The sequence below is a fragment of the Streptomyces sp. NPDC031111 genome (assembly GCF_055570675.1).
The window spans coordinates 72,379-93,635 of sequence record NZ_JBVIGS010000005.1 but is presented as its reverse complement, the minus strand read 5'-3'; the positions used below and the strand labels follow the sequence as shown (position 1 = coordinate 93,635).

The window sequence follows — 21,257 nt, the reverse complement described above, 5'->3', positions numbered from 1 at the left end:
CGCCTCCAGGGCGCCAGTGGCGTAGCACCGGTGCTGATCAGCCACCCATACTGCCCGTCTTGCGCAGCCACCGCGTCGCAGCCTCGATACCTCGCTGCCAGTACGCCCCTTGCGCGCCAGGAGCGTGCGGGCCGGCAGCCCTGCGCAATGACCGGCGCAGGGCTGTGGCTCGCGTAATCGCAGGGCCGTGGCCGACTTCGGCTGGTGCGCGGTCAGGGTCCCGTGGCGCAGTTCCTGGCCGATCCAACCGCGGCGCGCTCTGACCAGTAGTGGTCGGGCCGCGTGTTTGGCGTTGAATCGCCCGTGACGGGCGGCGCCGAACTCCGTGGATCGCCCCGCGCCCCATCCAGCATGATGATCACCATGACTCCGATTACTGGGCTGGACCTGACGGGCTTCACCGAGCGTGAGGCGGGCGTGTGGACCGACGAGGCCGGGCTCGTCCTCTCCGTGCACTTCTTTCCTCTCGTACCGGACCTGCCGGGCAGGCTGGAGGAGCCGGAGGGGCTGCGGACTGGGCTGGCACGGGTCGCGGCGGGGGCCGGGGGCGGGCTCATCGAAGCAGTGATCGGCGGGGTGGACGGGGTCCAGGCGGTCCGTCAGCTGATCAAGGTACCGCGGCCTGGCGGGCGCGGGCAGGTCTTCCTCGGCACCTGGACGGTGCCCCGTAGCGGGTGCAGCACGGTCCTGAAGGTGCAGGCCGCCGAGGGTGGCATGACCGGGATGCGCGAAGCCATGATCACGGCCGAGGTGGGTCCGGACCAGTACTTCCGGCCCCACCCGTACGGGGACGGCGAGCAGTTCGGCGGGCTGCCGTACCACGTCGCTGATTACGAGGAGTGGGACGACCGGTTCCCGGAGCACCCGCTGACCCGGGTCCGGGCAACCCTCCGCCGCCTCACTCCTACGATCACCCTCGACGACCGCTTCAAGGCGCTGCCCCCGTTCACCGGACCGGCCGCCACTCCTGCCTGATCCCGGGCGGCGAAGATCAGCAGTGCCGCTTGCCCAGCGGCACTGGCCTGGCGCCCCCTGGCGCCCCCTGGGGCGTCGGGGTACGACAAGGGGCTCATGCCCCAGTCCTCGACCGTCGTGGTCGTCGTCGGCGGCTAGGCCGGCAACTCCGCTGCCAACAGGCGCAGCGGCAGCATGAGGTGCGTGGTGCGGGGCTGGAGATCGTGCCGGCTGGCAGGAGGCGTCGAGTTCCTGATGTCCCGGACAGCAGCCGGTTTTTTTTGGGGGGGAACCAGGGGCCGGACGAGGGACTTGGCGCTGGGGCTGCTGTCGGACCTGCTGTGCAAGAACTCTGGATCATCGCGGAGTGGGCGACGGGGCATGCAGCACTTGCTCGACCGGGCCAAGTGGGATGCCGACCGGGTACGCGAGTACGTGCTGGAGCACCTGCACGACGCGGACGGGGTGCTGACGGTCGACGCGACGGGAGATGTGTCCGTTCCGTGCCGGACCCTCGTCCGCAGGCGCGTCACGCCAGCTCCCGGCCCGGAGCCCCATGCCGCGTAGCGGTCCCCCCGCCACGTGACGCGGCCGTGCCCTCCGGTTCGGCGCACGGCCGATCGGACCGCCCCCGGCGGCGGGCCGCGCGCAGATGCGGCCCGCCGCGTCATCCTCCGCCTTCCCTGGTGGCATCCATCGCCGCTCCCGCAGCCTTCCGCCTTCCCGGTGATCACCTCGGACACCCGTCCTATATATTTGGTCGACCAATTAATTCTCCCGAGGAGACTCAGTGACCACCGCTTTCGACCCCATAGACCTCTCCGGCCTCCGCCTTGCCAACCGCATCGCCATGGCCCCGATGACCCGCAGCCGCGCCACCGACGACGCCCTGCCCACCGCCCTCACCGCCGAGTACTACACTCAGCGCGCCTCGGCCGGCCTGATCGTCACGGAGGGCATCCAGCCCTCCGTGATCGGCCAGGGGTACCCCAACACGCCGGGGCTGCACACGGCCGAGCAGATCGCGGCCTGGCGCACCGTCACCGACGCCGTGCACACGGCCGGGGGACGGATCTTCGCCCAGCTCATGCACACCGGCCGCATCGGTCACCCCGACCTGCTGCCCGACGGACTGGTCAACGTGGCACCCTCCGCGGTGGCCGCCACCGGCCAGGTCTTCACCCACGAAGGCCCCAAGGGCTTCGTCACTCCCCGCGAGCTCACCGACGAGGAGATCCGGGCCACCATCGCGGACTTCGCCGCAGCCGCTCGCAACGCCGTCGCGGCCGGCTTCGACGGCGTCGAACTCCACGGCGCCAACGGCTACCTGATCCACCAGTTCCTTGCTCCCAACAGCAACCGGCGCGGCGATTGGTGGGGCGGTTCGGTGGCGGGCCGCGTCCGTTTCGCCGTGGAGACCGTCAGGGCCGTCGCCGAGGCCGTCGGCCCCGGCCGCACCGCCCTGCGGCTGTCGCCGGGCAACCCGTTCAACAGCATCGAGGAACCCGAGCCGGAGCCCACGTACACCACGCTCGTCGACGCGCTGGACCCGCTGGGCCTGGCTTATCTGCACGTGGTGGAGGTCGCCCCGGAGGCCCGGGAGGTGACCACGGTGCTGCGCAAGCGGTTCAGCGGGGTGTTCGTCCTCAGCCCGGCGACCGAGGGGCCGACCGGCCCCGAATCGCTGGCACTCGTCGAGGACGGCACGACGGACGTGATCGCCTACGGGCAGCTGTTCCTCGCCAACCCCGACCTCCCTGCCCGGCTGCAGGCGGGCGGCCCCTTCAACACGCCCGATCAGTCGACCTTCTACGGAGGCGGCGCCGAGGGATACACCGACTACCCCACGCTGTGACACCAGGCAGGGGCCTCCGCGCCGTACGCGGAGGCTCCTGTGCCGTACGTGGCTCACCGCATCGCCGCGAAGACGTCGCCGGCCCCGGGGAGGAATCGAGGCCCCGAAGGGACGTCGTCCCCGCACGGCCCACGGCTCCCATTGCCCCGTCCGTCCGTGACGACGCGTCAGTACGTCCCCGTCGGCAGCGCGAACGACAGTTCCTGGGCCGCGTTCGTGAGGGCCGGCTGGAGGCGCCCGTGAAGCGGGCCTCACCATCTCCTTCGACCCCAACCTGCGCCCGGCCCTGTGGCCGGACCGGGACGAAATGGTGCGGGTCGTCGGCGACCTCGCGGCCCGCGCCGACTGGGTGCTGCCCGGTCTCGGCGAGGGCAGGCTGCTCACCGGCCGGGACGACGCCGAGGGCATCGCGCGCCACTATCTGGCGGCCGGAGCCCGCCGCGTCGTCGTCAAGGACGGCGGGCACGGCGCGACCCGGCTGTTCCAGGACGACGGCTCCTGGGTCCAGCCCCTGTTCGCCGTACGGTCCGTCGACCCGGTCGGCGCCGGCGACGGCTTCGCGGCCGGTCTCATCAGCGCCCACCTCGACGGGCTCGACACACCCGACGCACTGCGCCGGGCCGCCGCCGTCGGCGCGCTGGCCACCACACGGCGCGGCGACAGCGACGGCCTGCCCGCCCGCGCGGCGCGCGTCGCCGCCGACGTCGCCCCGCACACCGACTGGATCGAGGTCGGCACCTCCCTGATCAAGCAGTACGGCATGGAGTCCGTACGGCAGGTCGTGGATGCCGCCGGCGGCGTGCCCGTCCTCGCCGACCTCAAGACCGCCGACGACGCGGTCTTCGAGTTCGGCCTCGCCTACGAGGCGGGCGCCTCCTCGGCGACCGTTCTGGGCGTCGCCGCCGACGCGACCCTCGACAAGGCGGTGCAGCTCGCGGCCGAACGCGGCAAGGAGGCCGTGGTCGACCTGATGGAGACCACCGGGCCACGGCGTACGGACCTCGCCGCGCGGCTGTCCACGTCCGTGGTCCTCGCCGCGCACATCGGCAAGGACGCCCAGCACGGTGGCAACGGCCCCGCCGCCCTGCTCGGCGCGTGGAGCGCGGGCCGACGGCTCGCCCTCGCCGGGGGACTGACCGCCGAGGACCTGCCCGGCCTCGCCGGTGCGGGCTACCTGCGGGTGATCGTCGGCTCGGCGGTGACGGGCGCCGCCGACCCCGCGGCCGCCGCCCGGCGCCTGGCGCGCGCGGCCGGCCGGGACTGACGTACGCCCCGCCGTACACACCGCGCACCACACCAGTACCACCCGAGAACGAACGGAAGACACACGACCATGACCGACCACACGACCACGACCGACGCCCTGAAGACGCGGATCCTCGCCGAGATCGAGGGCGTCCTCGCGGCCCTCGACGACTCCGCCCCGGAGATTCTGGCCCAGGTGCTCCTCGACGCCGAGCGCATCTTCGTGACCGGCGAAGGACGTTCGGGGTTCATGGCCAAGGCCTTCGCCATGCGGCTGATGCACCTCGGCCTGCCCGTGCATGTCGTCGGTGAGACCACGACCCCCGCGGTCGGCGCCGGCGCCACCGTGGTGGCGGTCTCCGGCTCCGGCACCACGGCGGGCACGGTCCGCGTCGCCGAGCAGGCGGTCGCGGCGGGCGCCCTGGTACACGCCATCACCACCGCGGCCGACTCCCCCTCGGCGAACTGGCCGCCACCACCCTGGTGGCCCCGGCGGCGACCAAGTACCGGCGCCCCGGTGAGGCCGTCAGCGTCCAGCCCTTGTCGAGCCTGTTCGACCAGGCCACCCACATCGCCCTCGACGTCGTGGCACTGCGGCTGGCCGGGCTGCTCTCGGTGGACAACGAGGCGGCGCGGAAGGCCCACGCCAACACGGAGTGACGGCGGGAGCCCCCGGTCCGACGGTCGTGGGACCGGGAGCCGGCGCGATGGGCGGGAGCGCGTGTTCGGCCGGATGCATGAGCGCAGCCGACGAGGCCGAACGCGCGTACCCGTGGTCCATCGCTTGCGCGGACAGCGTCACGACCTGGGTGGAAACGTCGAATTCACATTGGGCGGGGCATTCCCTGCGTGTTCTCACGGCGGCGCGGCACCCGGCGCGCGACCATTCCCTTTGGATTCCGGCAATGGAAGCGAGACAGGAAGAAGGGTGGCCGTGTCGGCCAGCGAAAGCGAGAACCCAGCGATCCCCTCCCCGACCCCCACGTCGACTCGGCCCAAAACGAATCGGGACTGGTGGCCGAATCAGCTGGACCTACAGGTACTGCATCAGCACTCGCCACGGGCCAATCCGATGGAGGAGGACTTCGACTACGCAGAGGAATTCTCGACCCTCGACCTCGACGCGCTGAAGCAGGACGTCTTCGAGGTGATGAGGACGTCCCAGGACTGGTGGCCCGCCGACTACGGCCACTACGGACCGCTCTTCATCCGAATGAGCTGGCACGCGGCCGGGACGTACCGCATCGCCGACGGCCGGGGCGGTGGCGGCTCCGGCGCTCAGCGCTTCGCCCCCCTCAACAGCTGGCCGGACAACGCGAGCCTCGACAAAGCCCGCCGTCTGCTCTGGCCGGTCAAGCAGAAGTACGGCCGGAAAATCTCCTGGGCCGACCTGCTGGTCTTCGCCGGCAACTGTGCCATGGAGTCGATGGGCTTCAAGACATTCGGGTTCGGCTTCGGGCGGGAGGACATCTGGGAACCGGAGGAAATCTTCTGGGGTCCCGAGGACATCTGGCTCGGGGACGAGCGCTACAGCGGCGACAGGGAACTCGCGGGTCCGTTGGGCGCCGTCCAGATGGGACTCATCTACGTCAATCCGGAAGGACCCAACGGCAACCCGGATCCGTTGGCTGCCGCCCGGGACGTCCGCGAGACGTTCGGGCGCATGGCGATGAACGACGAGGAGACGGTCGCGCTCATCGTCGGCGGCCACACGTTCGGCAAGTGCCACGGCGCGGTCGATCCCTCGTACATCGGCCCGGAGCCCGAAGCCGCCCCTCTCGAGCGGCAGGGCCTCGGCTGGCGGAACACCTACGGCAGCGGCAAGGGCGCCGACACGCTCACCAGCGGGCTCGAGGGCGCGTGGACCTCCGAGCCCACGAAGTGGGACAACGGATACCTGAACAACCTGTTCGGATACGACTGGGAGCTGACGACCAGCCCCGCCGGCGCGCATCAGTGGACTCCCACGGACGCCTCGGCCCAGGGCACCGTGCCCGATGCGCACGATCCGTCGAAGCGGCACGCTCCCATGATGCTGACCACGGACCTCGCGCTGAAAGTGGACCCGGTCTACGGACCGATCACGAAGAGGTTCCACGAGAACCCGGACGAGCTGGCGGTGGCGTTCGCCAAGGCGTGGTACAAGCTGCTGCACCGCGACATGGGCCCCCTCTCGCGCTACCTGGGCCCGTGGATCGCCGAGCCGCAGCTGTGGCAGGACCCCGTCCCCGAGGTCGATCACGAACTGGTCGCCGACGAGGACGTCGCCGCCCTCAAGAGCAGGATCCTCACCTCGGGCCTGTCCATCTCCCAACTGGTCGCCACCGCATGGGCGTCGGCGGCGAGCTTCCGCGGCACCGACAAGCGCGGCGGGGCCAACGGCGCACGGATCCGACTCGCACCGCAGAAGAACTGGGAGGCCAACGACCTGCCCGAAGTGACCCAGGTGGTTCGGGCCCTCGAGCAGATCCAGCAGGAATTCAACGGCTCACAGACCGGCGGCAAGAAGCTCTCGCTCGCCGACCTGATCGTCCTGGGCGGATGCGCGGCCGTCGAACAGGCCGCGAAGAACGCCGGGCACGACATCACGGTCCCCTTCGCACCGGGGCGTACGGACGCCTCGCAGGAGCAGACCGACGTGGAGTCCTTCGCCGTTCTCGAACCCAGGGCGGACGGGTTCCGCAACTACGTCCGGGCAGGGGAGAAGCTGTCACCCGAGACCCTTCTGCTCGACCGCGCCAATCTGCTGACACTGACCGCTCCCGAGATGACAGTCCTGATCGGCGGTATGCGGGCCCTGAACGCCGGCTTCCAGCGGTCCCCTCACGGCGTCTTCACCCACCGGCCGGAGATGTTGACCAACGACTTCTTCGTCAACCTGCTCGACATGGGCACGGAGTGGAAGGCGTCCACCTCGGACGAGAACGTGTACGAGGGCCGGGACCGGGTCACGGGCGAGGTCAAGTGGACCGCCACCGCCGTCGATCTCGTCTTCGGCGCGCACTCTCAGCTCCGAGCCCTGTCGGAGGTCTACGCGTCCCAGGACGCGGGAGAGAAGTTCGTGCGCGACTTCGTGGCGGCGTGGGACAAGGTGATGAACCTGGACCGGTTCGACCTCCGCTGACCCGACGTCCCGGTCGGCCGCCGCCCGGCCGACCGGGACGCCCTCGGATTGCTGACGCGCTGGGCCGGCAGACGGTCGCCGGCGTGGTCTCCGGCCACCCACCTCAGTACCTTGCGAACCGCCCCTCAGAAGCTGATTCCGACTGAGTCGGCAGCGCCGGTGACCCCACCTTCGGACATCATTTGCGTGGCGAACCCAGATATTGCACCTGGAGGAGGCGTGCCGATGGTAACGATCGAGCTGTACTCGATCCCCTTCTGCGTGAGGACCCCTACCACCTGGTCGAAAAGGTTGACGACCAGAGATCCGCTGTCGCCGCGTTCCGCAAAGATCGGCTGATTGGCTACGTCGTCGGTGTAGATTTCGAATGAATTCGGGGGAGTTCCGATACCGAGCGGTTGTAGCCCCACCGCGCTCACACGGCCGGTAGTGAGCAGCGTTGTTTTACCGCGTTTCCGTACTGGATCTCCCAGTTTGGCTCTAGATATACCGCTGTAAGCCCCGATCTCGGTAATGATCCGATCGAAGGCAACGCCATCATCGAACTTGAATGCAGCTGTGTCGGTGGTGTCTTGCCAGCGGTGGAGCCTACCGATCTTGCGGTTCAGGCCGGGCTGGTATATCGGGTCACCCTGGAGGATGTTCACCGGCTCTGTGCTACTCGCGATCACGTGCGCGCAGGAGACCCCAACTTGCCCACCGAACATCGCGTCGTTCGCAATGCCACCCAATGTACCTCCTGGGGACAGGAATCCACCATGTTCCGCCTTTATGGTGCCTCCACCGATTACTGGGGCGTACGTGGTGTCGTCCGCCAACGGGGTGAAGTCGTGTTGCACAACCGCCACAGGAAAAGGAGTGTCGACTGTCAGGGCTTCCAGCTGGCTGGGCACATTGTTCTCGTCAGTGACCAGGACGCGAATGACGACTTCGTCCGTCAATTCGACCCCGTCCTGTCGAAAGCCAATATCGACGCCCACAACGCCAGGGAGGAAGGGCAAAGCCTGCCCCAAAACGGCCGCAAGTACATCCTTGGCTTCCAGCATCTCAGGTGATACATCCATTCCAAAGCGGCCTTTCTCATCTCGTAGTGGATGCCGAATCGCCGTGGTCCTTACCTGTCGCGCGAGCAGGCTCTGGGTAGGCGCGGGGGGTGAGTTTGCGGTGCTGCAGTGTCGGCATCCTCGACCGACCTGGCCCGACCGGTCGGCGGACAACCAACCGAACGGCGCGAAAACTGTCCGTACTTTCAGCGTGCGCCTGCTCGGCCTGGGCTTCAACCGCTGATGCGAAGTTGCGAAGTGCCCCAGCGGAGTTGACAGTCAAAGTGTGATCTTGAATGGCCGGCCTGGCTCTCCAGTCGTCGTCCAGAGGGGCACCCCGCGCTAGATCCAGAGCTCGTAGAAGCTGCGGATCACCGCGTCGCTTCAATCCGCTGAACGGGGTTGTCCAGGAGGGCTGCGATGCCGAAGGCAGCTCCAGGCAGGTGAGTCCGGGCGTTGGGAATCTCAGCCCACGCGGCCGCCACTGGGACGGGCCGTACCTCTGTGGGCCCGCTGCCGTCTCGCCCGGCGGATCCGGTGCGGTCAGCGCGGCGAGCTGCGGCAGGACTACCGCGAGGGCATGGAGTACCAGGCCGGCGGCCTCGGCCTGGCCCTCAGCCCTGTGGTCCTCTGTGCGGCTGGTGCCCGGGTATCGGGTATCGGGTATCGGGAGGCAAGGATCGGCAGTACGGAAAGGGCGTGCAATGCCGAGGAACAGGTGGTTGCCCTGGTCGATGGTCATGTGCTGCGCCGGCGGCTCAAGTCGTCACAGACCTCGGACGACATCGGCGGTGGTGGAGCTGCCCGCTTGCGCGGGTAAGCGGGTATCCAGGCCCCTCAGACGGCTGGCCTCCGGACGGATGGGCTGGCGGCCAACGAGCCGAGGAGGGTGAGAGCGTCGCTGCTGGGGGAGGCCGGCTCGGCGTGGTAGACGACGAGTTCCTGGCCCGGCGCTGAGCGGATGTCGAAGGTCTGCATGGTCAGGGTGAGCGGGCCGACGTCGCGGTGGGCGAAGCGCTTGAGCTCCAGAGCCTTGCCGCGGGTGTCGTGGCGGGACCACAGGTCGGCGAATTCCGGGCTCGAGTCGAGGAGTTCGGTCAGTACCTGGCGGACGCGAGGGTCGTCCGGTGCCGCGCTGTGGCCGAGGCGGAAGCCGGCGACGGAGTTGCGGGCGACCTCGTGCCAGTCCCGGTAGAAGGTGCGGGCGGCGGGGTCGGTGAAGACCACGTGCATCAGGTTGCGGGAGTGCGTCCAGCCGTGGAAGAGCGCGTCGGCGATGGCATTGGAGGCGAGGACGTCGTACGCGCGGTTGTAGACGATCGCCGGGTTGTGGGGCCAGGCGTCCATCAGTGCCAGCAGGCTCGGCTCCACGCGGTCCGGCACCGCGGCTGCCGTGGCGCGTGGGCCGACACCGGCGAGGCGATACAGGTGCTGCCGGCCGTCCTCGCCCAGCCGCAGCGCGGAGGCCAGCGCGTCGAGTACCTGGGCCGAGGGGGCACGCTCCCGGCCCTGCTCCAGGCGGGTGTAGTAGTCGGCGCTGACACCGGCAAGGAGGGCCACCTCCTCGCGCCGCAGCCCGGGCACCCGCCGGTATCCGGTGGCCGGGAGGTTCACATCGACCGGGGTGACCTGGGCGCGGCGGGCGCTGAGGTAGGCGCCGAGCTCGGAGCGTGCTGCCATGCGCCCCATCGTAAATCCGTGGCCGGCCGTCTTCCTGGGTGCGCTGCACCCAGGAGAATCCCGCCCCTCCCGCGGCGACGGCGGTCCGGCCAGCCTTGAGGCCATGACCACACCACTTGACCAAGCCGCCGGGCAGCCCAACCCCAAGGTCGTCCTCGTCACCGGAGCCAGCAGCGGCATCGGCGCAGCCGTCGCCGAACGGCTCGCAGCGGAGGGCCACCACGTGGTGGCCGGCGCCCGGCGCACCGACCGGTTGCGCACGCTCGCCGAACGCGCCGCGGCCTCGCCCGGGAGCTTGCACCCGGTCCGCCTGGACGTGACGGACCGCGCCGACGTCGCTGCGTTCGTCGCCGCCGCCCGCGAACGCCACGGCCGCGTCGACGCCCTCGTCGCCAATGCCGGCGTCATGCCGCTCTCCCGTCTGGACTCCCTGCTCACCGACGAGTGGGACCGGATGATCGACGTCAACATCCGCGGCCTGCTGCACGGCATCGCCGCAGCGCTGCCGCTCTTCACCGCGCAGCGCGCGGGCCACTTCGTGACCATCGCCAGCGTCGGCGCCCACGAGGTCGTGCCCACGGCAGCCGTGTACTGCGCAACGAAGTACGCGGCCTGGGCCATCACCGAGGGACTGCGCCTGGAGTCCGACCCCGCGATCCGGGTCACCACCGTCTCTCCCGGAGTGGTCGCCTCCGAACTCGCCGACACCATCACCGACCCCGGGGCCGCCGAAGCCATGCGCACCTACCGCGCCCACACCATCGGCCCCGACGCCATCGCCGGCGCCGTCTCGTACGCCCTCGCCCAACCCCAGGACGTCGACGTCAACGAGATCGTCGTCCGCCCCACCCGCCAGCGCTGAACTCCACCGAAGGAACCCGCATGACTGCGCCCCTGCCCACCCCCACCCCATGGGACCTCACCGGCCGCGTCGCCGTCGTCACCGGCGCCGCCCGCGGGATCGGTCACGCCACCGCCACCCTGCTGCACGCCCGTGGCGCCCGCCTGGTCGTCACCGACCGCTTGGCAGCAGTCGAAGACCTGGTCGCCAAGGACCCCGACAACATCGCCGCACTCGTCGGCGACGTCGCGGACGAGGACCACGCCCGTGCCACGGCGACGCTGGCCACCGACCGCTTCGGCTCCCTCGACATCCTGGTCAACAACGCCGGCCGCACCCTCAACAAACCCATCACCGAGACCACCGCCGACGACTTCGACGCCATCCTGAGCGTCAACGCCCGCGGCAACTTCCTCCAGGCACGGGAGGCCTTCCGTGCCATGGAGGCGGCCGGCCGGGGCGGCGCCATCGTCTCCGTCGCCTCCGTCTCGTCCGTCGTCGCCTTCGCCACGCAGACCGCCTACGCCGCCTCCAAGGGCGCCCTGGCCCAGATCACCCGGGTCCTGGCGATCGAGGGCGGCCCGCTGGGCATCCGCTCCAACGCGGTCCTCCCCGGCGTCATCGACACCGACATCATGGAAGGCGTCGTCGACAAGGGACGCGAGATGCTCGCCTCCTTCGGCCCGGCCCACCCCCTCGGACGTATCGGCCGCCCCGAAGAAGTCGCGGAGTCCATCGCCTTCCTGGCATCCGATGCGGCGTCCTTCATCACCGGTGCCCTCCTGACCGCCGACGGCGGCTGGACCGCCCAGTGACGCGTCGCCCCGGCCTGACGGGGAGTCGTCGGGCCGCCAGTGCTGACACTGCGTAGACACGCCTGGGGCTGCATCACGGCGGCGCGGGCTGGTAGCGCAGGAGCACGGTCGGGAGCCGACGAGTTGATGTTTCGGCCGCTCCGCGGACTCCAGGAGAGTGCCGCTGCCGCTGCGGCTGCCGAGGACGACTGGATACACAACGACCTGGTGCTCGTCGAGCACGCCGTGGGCTGTGAGCTCGTCAGCCAGGGAGGCGCCACCCATCAACAGCAGGTCCTTGACCGTTTCGGCCTTTTGGGCGGCGGACCGGCACCAGCCCGCCCGCCGTCGCTCGCCACCGCGCCGCTCATCCAGTTGCCAACTCCTCGATCAAACCGCCGAGATGCGCACGGGAGACGCCGCAGAAGACAGGATGGAACAAGGCCGCACGGGCTCACTTCTTGGTCACACTGGAATGAACCCGTGCGGACGCTGTCACGTCACGGCCGTAGCAGACGGCCTCGCGGACCGAGTCGAGTGTGGGTGGCCGGCGCGCCGTCGCATGTCAGGCTTTCGCAGGAGTGCGCGCCGTCGCCCCCGGCGGGCGCACCATGAAGACGTCGATCGAGTCCTGGGCTTCCACGACGAATCCGTGGCGCTCGTAGAGTCGACGGGCCGCACTGCCCTGCAAGACGTTCAAGCCCATGGTCAAGCCCTGCGCGTCCGTGCGCTCCAGTACTGTGCCCAGCACAGCGGATCCGAGCCCCCGGCCCTGACGGTGCGGAGCAAGGTAGAAGTGCTCCAGCCACTGCCTGCCTTCGGCGGGCCGGACCGTGACGCATCCTGCGAGTTCACGGTCGATCATGATGATCGACGTGTGCTGTGGGCTGAAGGAGTCCCGCAGCCGCTGTCGTACCCGGTGCTCGTCGTAGCGTCCAAGGCGTTCCAAGTCCGCACGCATGACCGTGGCCCGCAACTCTGCGATCACCTCGATGTCCGCTGCCACCGCAGAACGCAGCACCCAGCCCGCGGCGTGCGCCGACGTGTCCCTTGCAGGCATTGCCGTGCCCGATCGCGTCCCGCTCCCCATCACCCCAGCATCCATGACCGGAGTATCTCAGTCCGCCTGCCCCGAACAGGTACATGGGCATCTCACTCCTGACTGTCCGATCCCACCGCGACCTCACTCGTGGACCGGGTCGTAAGAAGTCGGTGTCTCTCGTTCATGGACACCGGCATCATGGTCGTCGGCAACATAGGGGCGGGAGAGGACGAGTGCGGTGGGTGTCCGGAGACGAGCAGGCGGATCTGACGAAGCTGTGGCAGCAGCGTTGGCCCAGTTGCCCTCCGGTCGGGTACAAGCTCCGCGACCCGTATCGGGATGTCTGGGTACGTCTTCACAGCCTGCCTGAATCGAAGCGGTACGCGGAGAGCGAGAGCGAGTACACCGTCGTCCTGGAGCGTTACAACACCGTCCTCGACGAGTTGTTCGCAGGCGCGGACGTGTACGTCATCACTCCGCTCTGGACGACCGAAGCCGACGTTCCGTCAGTGGAACCCGGAACGGGGTATTGGCAGAGCCTGCTGGTGGAGGACGATCCCGACCCTGAGTTCCGCACGTACTGCCACCTCTTCGCCGCACGCCGGCCCTGGCAGCGCGGCTGCATCGACGACCTGCTCCGAGATACCGCCGACGACAAGGTGGCGGGAATCCTCATCACCGACACCCGTATGCGGCGTATCCACCACCCCTACGACGGTGGTGCCGACGTCTTCCTCACGACACCCGAAGAACGCGACCGAATGCGCAACCGGCACGCCGGATGGCTTTCCGCTCATCCCTCGGGTCTCTGACCGGCTCGGATCGCCGCCCCGCTCAGAATGGCCTTCACCGCGAGCACAGGCAGCCTCTGGCGCAGTGTCCGCACACCATGCGTCCGTCCGCGAGTAGCGGACCAGCTAGACGTCTGGGGACCCAACTACGCCGTACTGCACCTTCAGGCAGCAGTCGAAGTGCTCCACAAGGGCCGCCTCCGGCGTGAGCATTGGCCGTTCATCTTCAAGAACCCCGGGCTGGCCACCGCAAGAACGCGGTCTTGCCGGCCAGCTTGACGGCCGACTTGGGCCTGCCCGCCCCCTCGGCTCGGCGAGGAGGACCTCGTGCAGCCGCGGCCACGCCCCAGCCTCAGTCCATTCAGCCAGCGGCGCCAGCAGGTCATCCCCGTACCGAACCGAGTTCCTGCGGCGGGTGCTCCCAGGCGATCCCAGTGTGCAGCACGAACAGGATGCCCTTGGGGGCTTGTCCTACCTGAGCGGCACGCCCACCAGGCCGGCGAAGCCAGCGACTTCGGCTACGCCGCCGTCTTCGCCCTGGTCGAGTGGGACGTCCCGGCCTGAACGCTCTGCTGGATTCGCGGCGGGTGGTGGGGAGGTCCTTGCCGGTCATGTGGTGGTGAGTAGTCGGAGGAGGTGTGTGCAGGCGTCTGCTTCGTGTGCGTGCTGGGTGATGGTGTCCCAGGTGCCCCGTTCGCAGGCGCCGACCTCCCACATGCCCGGGGTGGTGGGGGAGGGGCGCAGGTAGAGGAAGTCGGTGGGTGGGGGCGACGGTTCGTGGACGCCTTGGATCCAGTAGTGGCCGCCGGCCACGCCCGCGGCGCGCAGTGCGGCGTGCAGGGCGTGGCGGTCCATGTAGGCGTCTCCGCTATCCGGCGGCGCGGGCGAGGTAGCCGTGTTCCAGGAGCCATTTGACGTTGAGCCGCTCTCCGTCGCCGGGCGGAAGCAGGGCGGGGTCGAGCTTGATCTGCTGGCCGCCGCCGGGCTGCTCGAACCAGGGGGCGATGCGGCCCTGCCACACGGGGAAGGGCTGCTTGACGGTGTAGCGGTGATAGTCGCACGGGTGGGCGGGCTCGCGGGTGTTGAGGTTCTGCGGCGGCAGGGCCCGCTTGGCGTAGGGGTCTCCGGCGGGGGCGAGGTAGGAGCCGTACTCGGAGCCGAAGCGGTCCAGGTCCTCGCCCACGTCGAGGACCTCGACGTGCTTGTCGACCTCGCCGTTGGTCTCGGCGAATCCGTCGTTGGGCGGGTACTTCCAGCCCGCCGGCCCGCTGGCGTCCTCGTCCTTCCAGTACTTGACCAGGAACGCGCGCGGGGACAGGCCTCCAGTGCGCTGGTAGTTCTTCAGCAGCGGCCCCACGGGCGCTTCCCAGGAGCGGGGCAGGTTTTCCGGACCCAGCCGGGCGTCACCCTGGTAGGCGCCGGTGCACGGGGCCGGGCGCGGTTCCGCCTGCGCCGCGCGGCGAGGCCCGTCAGGGGCGGCGGTCGCGGCAGTCGGGGTCAGCGCGGCGGTCAGAGCCAGGACGAGGGCGGACAGGGCGGCGCGCGGGCGGTTGTTCACGTGTCGTACTCCTGTGGGTGGCGACGGCGGAGCCCTGCTCCCTGCCCGGGGCCGCGCCTTGGCGAAAGGCCCCCGGGAACGGGCGCTGCCACTGACGTGCAGGGCTGTGTGTTGCCGGGGCGCAGTCGTTCGCCCGACTTCAGCATGGGGCCCCTCGGATCCGTTCGGTGTGCAGTTCAACGATCGGGCGACAGCGCGGACTTGTGTTCCCGTAAGCCGGCGACGGGTGCGGCCGTCCGGCACCGCCCACGGCGCCGGCTAGCAGCAGCTACAGCGGCACCGGCGTGATCCGGGAGATTTTCACTCGCCTGAATGGATCACTCCGTTTCCGCGGTTTGTCCCAGCGCGGCGCGGCGCAGCATCGCTTGCGGCGGCGTCCGTGACCGGGACGCCGGCGGCACACGGTGCCGTACACCGCATGAAGGGGAGCGCACCCATGGGGACTTGGAGTGACTGGGAAGACGTCGGCGGGACGATCCTGTCGGCGCCGAGCGCGGCATCACGGACGGGCGACCGTATCACCGTGGTGGCGCGCGGGACGAGGAACCAGATCGTCTACCGCTCCTGGAACGAGTCCAGCGGCTGGGGCGACTGGGGCGATCTGGGCGGGGGCCTGGTCTTCGACCCAGCGATCATCTCCGGCAAGCCCGACCGGTACACCGTCTACGGGGTGGGGGGCGGATTCACCGTCTACCGCAAGTCCTACATCGACGGCAGCGGCTGGGACGGCACCTGGTCCAAGACGAACGAGGCCACCGAGATCCGCAGCGGCGTGGCGGCGGCATCCGCCCGCGAGGAGCGCATCGACCTGTTCGGCCTGAACAGTGTCAACCAGGTCCAGCACGCCACCGCCCCGCCCGGCTCGGGCTGGCAGCCGTTCAACAACATCGGCGGCACGATGCAGGGCACCGTCGCCGCCGCCTCCTGGGGAACCGGCCGCGTCGACCTGGTCGCCCGTGGCGCGGCCAGCAACACCCTGTGGCACCGCGTCCTCAACGGCTCCACGTGGACGAACTGGCGCGATCTCGGCACTGGCTTCGTGTCCGGGCCGGCCGTCTCCACCTGGGGCCCGGACCGCCTGGACGTCTTCGCCAAGGGCCACGAGCACCAGATCCAGCACCGCTGGTGGGACGGGCAGACCTGGAGCGAATGGCAGGACCTCGGCGTGGTGAACACCGACGACAACCTCGCCGCCGTCTCCCGCAGGCCCGGCAACATCGAACTGTTCGGCCGCGGCCGCGACAACCGCCTCTACCGCCGCACCTACACCGCCGACTCCAACGAACTGGACAACGGAGGTGTCACCGACCCCAGCTGATCCCCCGCAGACCCCGGCGCTCGCGGGACGCCGTCCCGCGGCCGCTGTCCGGGCGGATCTCGAACGCGATGATCGGCTTGCCGGTCACCTCTCCAGCACGGACAGTGGTCAGCGAGCGCCCTGACGCCACGAGTGAAGGAGCCTGCAGATGAAGCGGAAGCGGAGGCAGTGACATGGGACGTGCGCTGATCGTGGTGGACGTGCAGAACGATTTCTGCGAGGGCGGCAGTGTCGCCGTGGCCGGCGGAGCCGAGATCGCCGCGAAAGTCCGCGATCTGGTCGAACGGGCAGCGGAAGCCGGATACACGAAGGTGGTGGCGACGCGGGACCACCACATCGATCCGGGAGACCACTTCTCCGACACCCCCGACTTCAAGACCTCCTGGCCCGTGCACTGTGTGGCCGGCACACAGGGTTCCGACTTCCACCCGAAATTCACCCCCGCGGTCGATGCCGGAGCCATCGACGCCGTCTTCTACAAGGGGGCTTACGCCGCCGCCTACAGCGGCTTCGAGGGCGCGGACGAGGACGGGCGCGGTCTGGCGGAGTGGCTGCGGGAGCACGGCATCACCGCGGTGGACGTGGTCGGTATCGCCACCGATCACTGCGTGAAAGCCACCGCCCTGGACGCGGCCCAGGCCGGCTTCGCCACCCAGGTGCTGCTGGACCTGACCGCCGGGGTGGAGCACAGCACCATCCGGCGAGCCTGCGAAGAACTCCAGCGGGCCGGCGTGGACCTGTCGGGCGCGCCGGTGGTCGCCGGAGCGTAGGGACGCTGCCTCCTGCGGTCCGGCCCGTGCACGGGGTGCACGGGCCGGACCCGCTGCCGTCGGCAGCTCCCGCGCTCGCCTGCCCCGAAGGGCCACCGTGCCCGGTGGCCCTTCGGGGCGGCTGTTCAGGAGAAGACGACTCAGGAGAAGACGACGGAGCGCAGGAGCAGACGCTCGGACGCACCCGCGCCCGGGGACAGCGTGTAGTAGGTGTCGCCCTCGCAGTCGGCGTCGAGGAAGACGGTCGCGGTGGCGTTGGTGTAGTTCTTGGGCGCCCTCGAGGCCGCCCCGGGGGCGGAGCCCGGCGCGGGCAGGTTGACGCACTCACCGCTGGGCGGGTTGTTGAGGAAGCCGACGGCTTCGTATCCGTCGGCGGTCGTGTAGGTGTAGCGGAACTGGCCGGTGGCAGCGGAGGCTGAGCCGGGTACGGCCACCAGCAGGAGGAAGGCGCTGCAGGCGGCGCCGACGGCCGCCGTGATGGAGCGAACGGTCACGGTGTCTCTCTTTCGGGAAACCGGTGCGGTCAGTGCCAGCGATTCCCCGATGGATGCCGTATAGGCGCTATGTCCCTCGAACGAGGACGCCGAATCGTTTTCGCTGTCGAAGGCAGGCAGCCCACGCCACCGTGACCGCCCCGGCGTGCGGAAAGTCAGCCCGGCAACGTCGATGCACCCTGCTGCCGGAATGCTCCGAGTCCCTGGCTGCCCATGCCGACCGCACAGCCGGCCAGCCCTCAGGCAGTCGGCCAGGGGTCGTCCGGCCGATCACTTCTGGCCGTCGTGTTCGGGCTCCTCTCGCAGGTCCTCGGTATGTTCGCGGGCATGGGAGCGAGTAGCTGGTTGTACTTCACGCCTTTCCTGCAGAACGAACAGGCCGCGCTGGACTGTCTCGGTGAGGCGGTCTTCGCTCGGCCGCGGCTCCGGCTGTTGCACGGTCGTCCATGGCGGCGACGGCCGTCCAGAGGAACTGTGCTTCTGGGGGACCACCGGCGATTGATCCTGGAGCGCCACGTGAGCCCTTGACTGAACGGACCACTCCCTCAGGTGCCGAGCCGGATGACCAGGGCCGCCGCAGTGACGGTGCCCAGGAAGACGTAGCAGCGCTTGTCCCACTGGGAACGCGGCCGATTCGTTGCAGCGGGACCAGCGGCCCAGGGGGGCGACTGCCTTCATGCCTCGGCCCCACCTCTCTGATGCCGTCCCTGCGACGGCACCTCACGTTCCATGACAAGCCGCCCTTTGTCGGGCTTGCCCCCTGGTGTGAGCGGCACTTCCTCGATGAGGGTCAATCGGGTCGGCGCGCTTGCCTCCTCCAGGTTCGCCGACACCAGGGCGCGCAGTTCCCGCAGGTCCGGGATGTGTCCGGGAACGGGGACGACGAAGGCGTGAACGGCTTCGCCGGTGTCGTCGTCGGGCACGCCGACGACGTACGCCTCGGCCACCGACTGATGGGTGGCGAGCAGTCGCTCGACAGGACCGGCGTAGTAGAGGTTGGCGTTGACGATGATCACGTCCCGTGCCCTGCCTGTGAGCCACAGCCTGCCATCGGCGTCGAGGCGGCCCAAGTCGCGGGTGCGCACCCATCCGTCGACGAAGACCTCGGCGGTGAGGCCTGGCTCTCGCCAGTAACCGGCGCTCTGTCCCGGGGTCCGGACGAAGAGCTCGCCCTGGGTGCCCGCCGGCACGGGCCGGCCCGAGGCGTCCCGGATCTCCAGGTCGACGGGCGGCACGCCCAGCGAACCCGGTGTGTCCCGCGGAGTGGCCATGGAGATCATGCCGGTCTCGGTCTGCCCGTACCCGTGGAAGACAACGGGGCCGAGTACGTCCAGGGCCTCGCTGAGCCGTCCTGGCTCCAGCGGGGACCCGGACACCATCAGCGCGCGCAGGCTGCGCAGGTCCGCGGGTGATTCCCGCTGTCGTGCCGTCAGTTGTGTCAGGCGTGCCACGGTGGCGACGCTCGCCGTCGCACGGTGGCGCTCGATGCTGTTGGCCAGGCCCGGCTGTTCGGCGGTCACCAGGGTGCCTCCTGCGGCGAGGGCGAGGAGACCGTATTCCATCATCACCTGGCTCGCCAGGGTGCCGAACACGAGGAAGCGGTCGAGGCGTGCGGCGAGTTCGCAGACGGCGGGGGGCCAGTCCTCCGGCCGCAGTGCCCAGGCGGCGGTCATGGCCTGGTAGGTCTGGGCGCATGCTTTCGGAAGTCCGGTGCTGCCGCTGGTGTGGATGAGCCGGGCCACGTCCTGCGGGCGGGCCCGGGGCGTGGGCCGAATGCCGTCGTCCTCGGCCTTCAGCAGGTCGCCGAGGACGAAGACCTTCCCCGACCGGCCGGTGTCGGCGCCGTACGCGCCGTCGGTGACGAGGAAGTCGGCCTCCGCGAGGACGTGTTGGCGCTGATGCGCGCTCAGGCCGGGTCGGAGCCCCACGACACGGGCGCCGAGGACGTGCGCCGCGACGATGGTGGCGAACGCCTCGGGGCTCACACCGAGAAGCATGGCGACGCCGTGTCCGGGCTCGATGCCGCGCGTGCGCAGCGCCTTGGTCACCCGTCGTACCGTCCCGAGGAGTCCGGCCCCGGACACCACCCGGTCGCCGTGCTCGAACACCGGACGCGGGCCCGCCTGCTCGAGCAGGTCCAGCAGGCGGCCGGGGAATTGCTCAGCCAAGGCACGCCTTGACGAACGCGGCCAGCGGCTGCTGGTGGACCGCCGGGATGTCCCACTCGTTCTCCAGGTTCTCCGCCAGATGATGAGTGGCCTCGAGGACACCGTCCCGGTAGTGACGTACAACGGGGTGGAGGTAGCTGGACTCCATCGCGTGCTCGACGTCGTTCTCGGTCACGCGCGGGACGGTGACGTCGAACGGGTCGACGTCGTCGTGGTCGGGTCCGTACTCGAGATCGACGACGAACCGGTGCCGGGCCGGCCCGAGGCCGCCGTCGGCCGCGTATTCCAGCGGGACTTCCTCCTGGTAGAGGGCGCCGTCGCCGTCCACGGTGATCACGTCGCCCAGGACGCCGAACTGCTGCCACAGGGCGGAGGACCGGTTGACGCGGGCCACGATGGCGTCGGCGATCTCTTCCGGTGCCGTGCCGAGCGGCCGGGCGGGCCAGGGCTCGCCGTGGTGGCGGGCACCCATGATGCGGTACAGGGCACGTGCCCCGTAGCGGAAGCCGTGGATGAAGCCGCTGGTGCCCTTCTTGAAGTCGCGCTGTTGCGTCAGTGTGCCGGCGAAGTGGAGGCCGGGTATGTTCACCGACTCGTAGGCGGAGTTCTGGTGCGGGAAGCGCCCGTCGATGACGAGGGTGGGACGGCAGGTCTCGTCGAAGACGTCCGCGTCGAACCGGAATCCGGCGCACAGGATGATGCGGTCGTAGTGCAGTTCGCGGAGGCGTTCCGTCGTCCGTGCGTAGCGGAAGGTGACACGGAACCCTCCGTCTGCCGTCCTCTCGACGTTCTCCACGGTTCCGTCCAGGACCGCGTTCTGCGATTTGAGCTGGTAGCTGTCCAGGAAGTTGTTGTTCACTGCGCGAAGATGCCCCACGAAGTGGGTCTTCCAGGCCATTTTGACCGAGTGCGGGCCCGCGACGTGGATGACCGCGGCGTTCGCCATGAGGGCCTCCGCGGTTTCGAAGGCCGAGTTGCCCTTGCCGATGATCAACACGCGCTGATTGACGAAGGACCCGGGGCGCGTGTCGAACTCGTCGTATCTTTCGGCGAGTTCGACACCGGGAATGTTCGGCTCGTTGAGCCGGGAGACACCGGTCGCGACGATGAGCCGCCGAGCCTGCCAGGTCCGTCCGGCGGCGTCGCGGACCGTGAAGAGGCCGTCGGCGCGGGAGACGCGAACGACCTCCGTCCCGTACTCCACGCGGACGCCGGTGCGGTCCGCGAAGTCGGCCAGGTAGCGCACCAAATCGTCGGCCTGGGGGAAGTACTCCTGGGTGTACCGGGTGAACAGCAGTTCCGGATCGTCGCTGAGCAGCGAGTTCCAGTCCATCCGCAGGTTGAGTTCCGGATCGGAGTATCCGGTGTTCACCTTGTTGATCGAGATCAGCTGTCGATGTCTGGGGTACCTGGTGAAGAACGTGCCGGGCCTGTCCCCGCGCTCCAGGACGACGTAGTCCCGTCCGTCGCGTTCCATGAGGGCGGCGAGTTGGAGTCCGGCAGGCCCTGCCCCGATGATCAGGTAGTCACGCACCATGTGCGGAACGCTAGTGCCGCCACATCAGAAGGCTCTGAGATTG

At 69.5% G+C, this 21,257-nt stretch carries 19 protein-coding genes and 3 pseudogenes; 13 read left to right on the top strand and 9 right to left on the bottom strand.

The features are described from left to right. Positions 1-363: 363 nt before the first annotated feature. The 7 genes and pseudogenes from ACZ470_RS13260 to katG all read left to right on the top strand — a co-directional run bounded on the left by ACZ470_RS13260 (position 364) and on the right by katG (position 7,178). Positions 364-975 carry a hypothetical protein gene (locus ACZ470_RS13260; protein WP_468426978.1) on the top strand — a complete coding sequence of 204 codons (612 nt, stop codon included), beginning with the start codon at positions 364-366 and terminating at the stop codon, positions 973-975. A gap of 360 nt (positions 976-1,335) precedes the next feature. Continuing rightward, positions 1,336-1,521 (top strand): hypothetical protein, encoded by a 186-nt coding sequence (locus ACZ470_RS13255; RefSeq protein WP_468426977.1) that lies wholly within the window; start codon positions 1,336-1,338, stop codon positions 1,519-1,521. A 223-nt stretch (positions 1,522-1,744) separates the two neighbouring features. Further along, the gene (locus ACZ470_RS13250; RefSeq protein WP_468426976.1) at positions 1,745-2,809 is read left to right on the top strand and encodes an alkene reductase; all 1,065 of its coding nucleotides are present in this window, start codon (positions 1,745-1,747) and stop codon (positions 2,807-2,809) included. 253 nt (positions 2,810-3,062) lie between these two features. After that, a pseudogene (locus ACZ470_RS13245) lies at positions 3,063-3,476 on the top strand (carbohydrate kinase family protein); the annotation flags it as partial. A 3-nt stretch (positions 3,477-3,479) separates the two neighbouring features. Further along, complete coding sequence (locus ACZ470_RS13240; protein WP_468427201.1) at positions 3,480-4,073, top strand: orotidine 5'-phosphate decarboxylase / HUMPS family protein; 594 nt, start codon at positions 3,480-3,482, stop codon at positions 4,071-4,073. A gap of 69 nt (positions 4,074-4,142) precedes the next feature. After that, positions 4,143-4,505 (top strand): annotated as a pseudogene (locus ACZ470_RS13235) (SIS domain-containing protein); the annotation flags it as partial. Positions 4,506-4,988: 483 nt separating this feature from the next. Continuing rightward, a complete protein-coding gene (gene katG / locus ACZ470_RS13230; RefSeq protein WP_468427200.1) occupies positions 4,989-7,178 on the top strand; it encodes a catalase/peroxidase HPI in 2,190 nt (729 codons plus the stop codon). 125 nt (positions 7,179-7,303) lie between these two features. On the opposite strand, the gene ACZ470_RS13225 is transcribed toward katG, so the two are convergent. Continuing rightward, entirely contained in the window at positions 7,304-8,224 is a 921-nt protein-coding gene (locus ACZ470_RS13225; protein WP_468426975.1) for a hypothetical protein, read from the bottom strand. A gap of 577 nt (positions 8,225-8,801) precedes the next feature. Here ACZ470_RS13225 and ACZ470_RS13220 point away from each other — a divergent pair. Beyond that, positions 8,802-9,041: a hypothetical protein gene (locus ACZ470_RS13220; protein WP_468426974.1), complete on the top strand. Its 240-nt coding sequence runs from the start codon at positions 8,802-8,804 to the stop codon at positions 9,039-9,041. Positions 9,042-9,058: 17 nt separating this feature from the next. Here the strand turns inward: ACZ470_RS13220 and ACZ470_RS13215 are convergent, their stop codons facing one another. Then, positions 9,059-9,910, bottom strand: coding sequence for a helix-turn-helix domain-containing protein (locus ACZ470_RS13215; protein ID WP_468426973.1), 852 nt, complete (start codon positions 9,908-9,910; stop codon positions 9,059-9,061). 94 nt (positions 9,911-10,004) lie between these two features. Here ACZ470_RS13215 and ACZ470_RS13210 point away from each other — a divergent pair, with 94 nt between their 5' ends. Beyond that, positions 10,005-10,763: an SDR family oxidoreductase gene (locus ACZ470_RS13210; RefSeq protein WP_468426972.1), complete on the top strand. Its 759-nt coding sequence runs from the start codon at positions 10,005-10,007 to the stop codon at positions 10,761-10,763. A gap of 20 nt (positions 10,764-10,783) precedes the next feature. Then, positions 10,784-11,557 carry an SDR family NAD(P)-dependent oxidoreductase gene (locus tag ACZ470_RS13205; RefSeq protein WP_468426971.1) on the top strand — a complete coding sequence of 258 codons (774 nt, stop codon included), beginning with the start codon at positions 10,784-10,786 and terminating at the stop codon, positions 11,555-11,557. Between the two features lie 114 nt (positions 11,558-11,671). Here ACZ470_RS13205 and ACZ470_RS13200 read toward each other — a convergent pair. Next, positions 11,672-11,911 (bottom strand): annotated as a pseudogene (locus tag ACZ470_RS13200) (dihydrofolate reductase family protein); the annotation flags it as partial. 190 nt (positions 11,912-12,101) lie between these two features. Further along, positions 12,102-12,641 carry a GNAT family N-acetyltransferase gene (locus tag ACZ470_RS13195; protein ID WP_468426970.1) on the bottom strand — a complete coding sequence of 180 codons (540 nt, stop codon included), beginning with the start codon at positions 12,639-12,641 and terminating at the stop codon, positions 12,102-12,104. Positions 12,642-12,820: 179 nt separating this feature from the next. Between ACZ470_RS13195 and ACZ470_RS13190 the strand changes: the two genes are divergently transcribed. Next, the gene (locus ACZ470_RS13190) at positions 12,821-13,390 is read left to right on the top strand and encodes a DUF3885 domain-containing protein (RefSeq protein WP_468426969.1); all 570 of its coding nucleotides are present in this window, start codon (positions 12,821-12,823) and stop codon (positions 13,388-13,390) included. Positions 13,391-13,978: 588 nt separating this feature from the next. Here ACZ470_RS13190 and ACZ470_RS13185 read toward each other — a convergent pair. After that, positions 13,979-14,224, bottom strand: coding sequence for a hypothetical protein (locus ACZ470_RS13185; RefSeq protein ID WP_468426968.1), 246 nt, complete (start codon positions 14,222-14,224; stop codon positions 13,979-13,981). Between the two features lie 13 nt (positions 14,225-14,237). Continuing rightward, positions 14,238-14,927, bottom strand: coding sequence for a TNT domain-containing protein (locus ACZ470_RS13180; protein ID WP_468426967.1), 690 nt, complete (start codon positions 14,925-14,927; stop codon positions 14,238-14,240). Positions 14,928-15,345: 418 nt separating this feature from the next. On the opposite strand from ACZ470_RS13180, the gene ACZ470_RS13175 reads away from it, so the two are divergent. Beyond that, on the top strand, positions 15,346-16,245 hold the full coding sequence (locus ACZ470_RS13175; protein ID WP_468426966.1) for a DUF8189 domain-containing protein: 900 nt from the start codon (positions 15,346-15,348) through the stop codon (positions 16,243-16,245). A gap of 173 nt (positions 16,246-16,418) precedes the next feature. Next, on the top strand, positions 16,419-17,015 hold the full coding sequence (locus ACZ470_RS13170) for an isochorismatase family protein (protein WP_468426965.1): 597 nt from the start codon (positions 16,419-16,421) through the stop codon (positions 17,013-17,015). Between the two features lie 140 nt (positions 17,016-17,155). Here ACZ470_RS13170 and ACZ470_RS13165 read toward each other — a convergent pair whose 3' ends face one another. The 3 genes from ACZ470_RS13165 to ACZ470_RS13155 all read right to left on the bottom strand — a co-directional run bounded on the left by ACZ470_RS13165 (position 17,156) and on the right by ACZ470_RS13155 (position 21,214). Next, on the bottom strand, positions 17,156-17,509 hold the full coding sequence (locus ACZ470_RS13165) for a hypothetical protein (protein WP_468426964.1): 354 nt from the start codon (positions 17,507-17,509) through the stop codon (positions 17,156-17,158). A 674-nt stretch (positions 17,510-18,183) separates the two neighbouring features. Continuing rightward, positions 18,184-19,677 carry a class I adenylate-forming enzyme family protein gene (locus ACZ470_RS13160; RefSeq protein ID WP_468426963.1) on the bottom strand — a complete coding sequence of 498 codons (1,494 nt, stop codon included), beginning with the start codon at positions 19,675-19,677 and terminating at the stop codon, positions 18,184-18,186. Further along, entirely contained in the window at positions 19,670-21,214 is a 1,545-nt protein-coding gene (locus ACZ470_RS13155) for an NAD(P)-binding domain-containing protein (RefSeq protein WP_468426962.1), read from the bottom strand. The genes ACZ470_RS13160 and ACZ470_RS13155 overlap by 8 nt, the downstream gene beginning before the upstream one ends. Between the last annotated feature and the right edge of the window lie 43 nt (positions 21,215-21,257).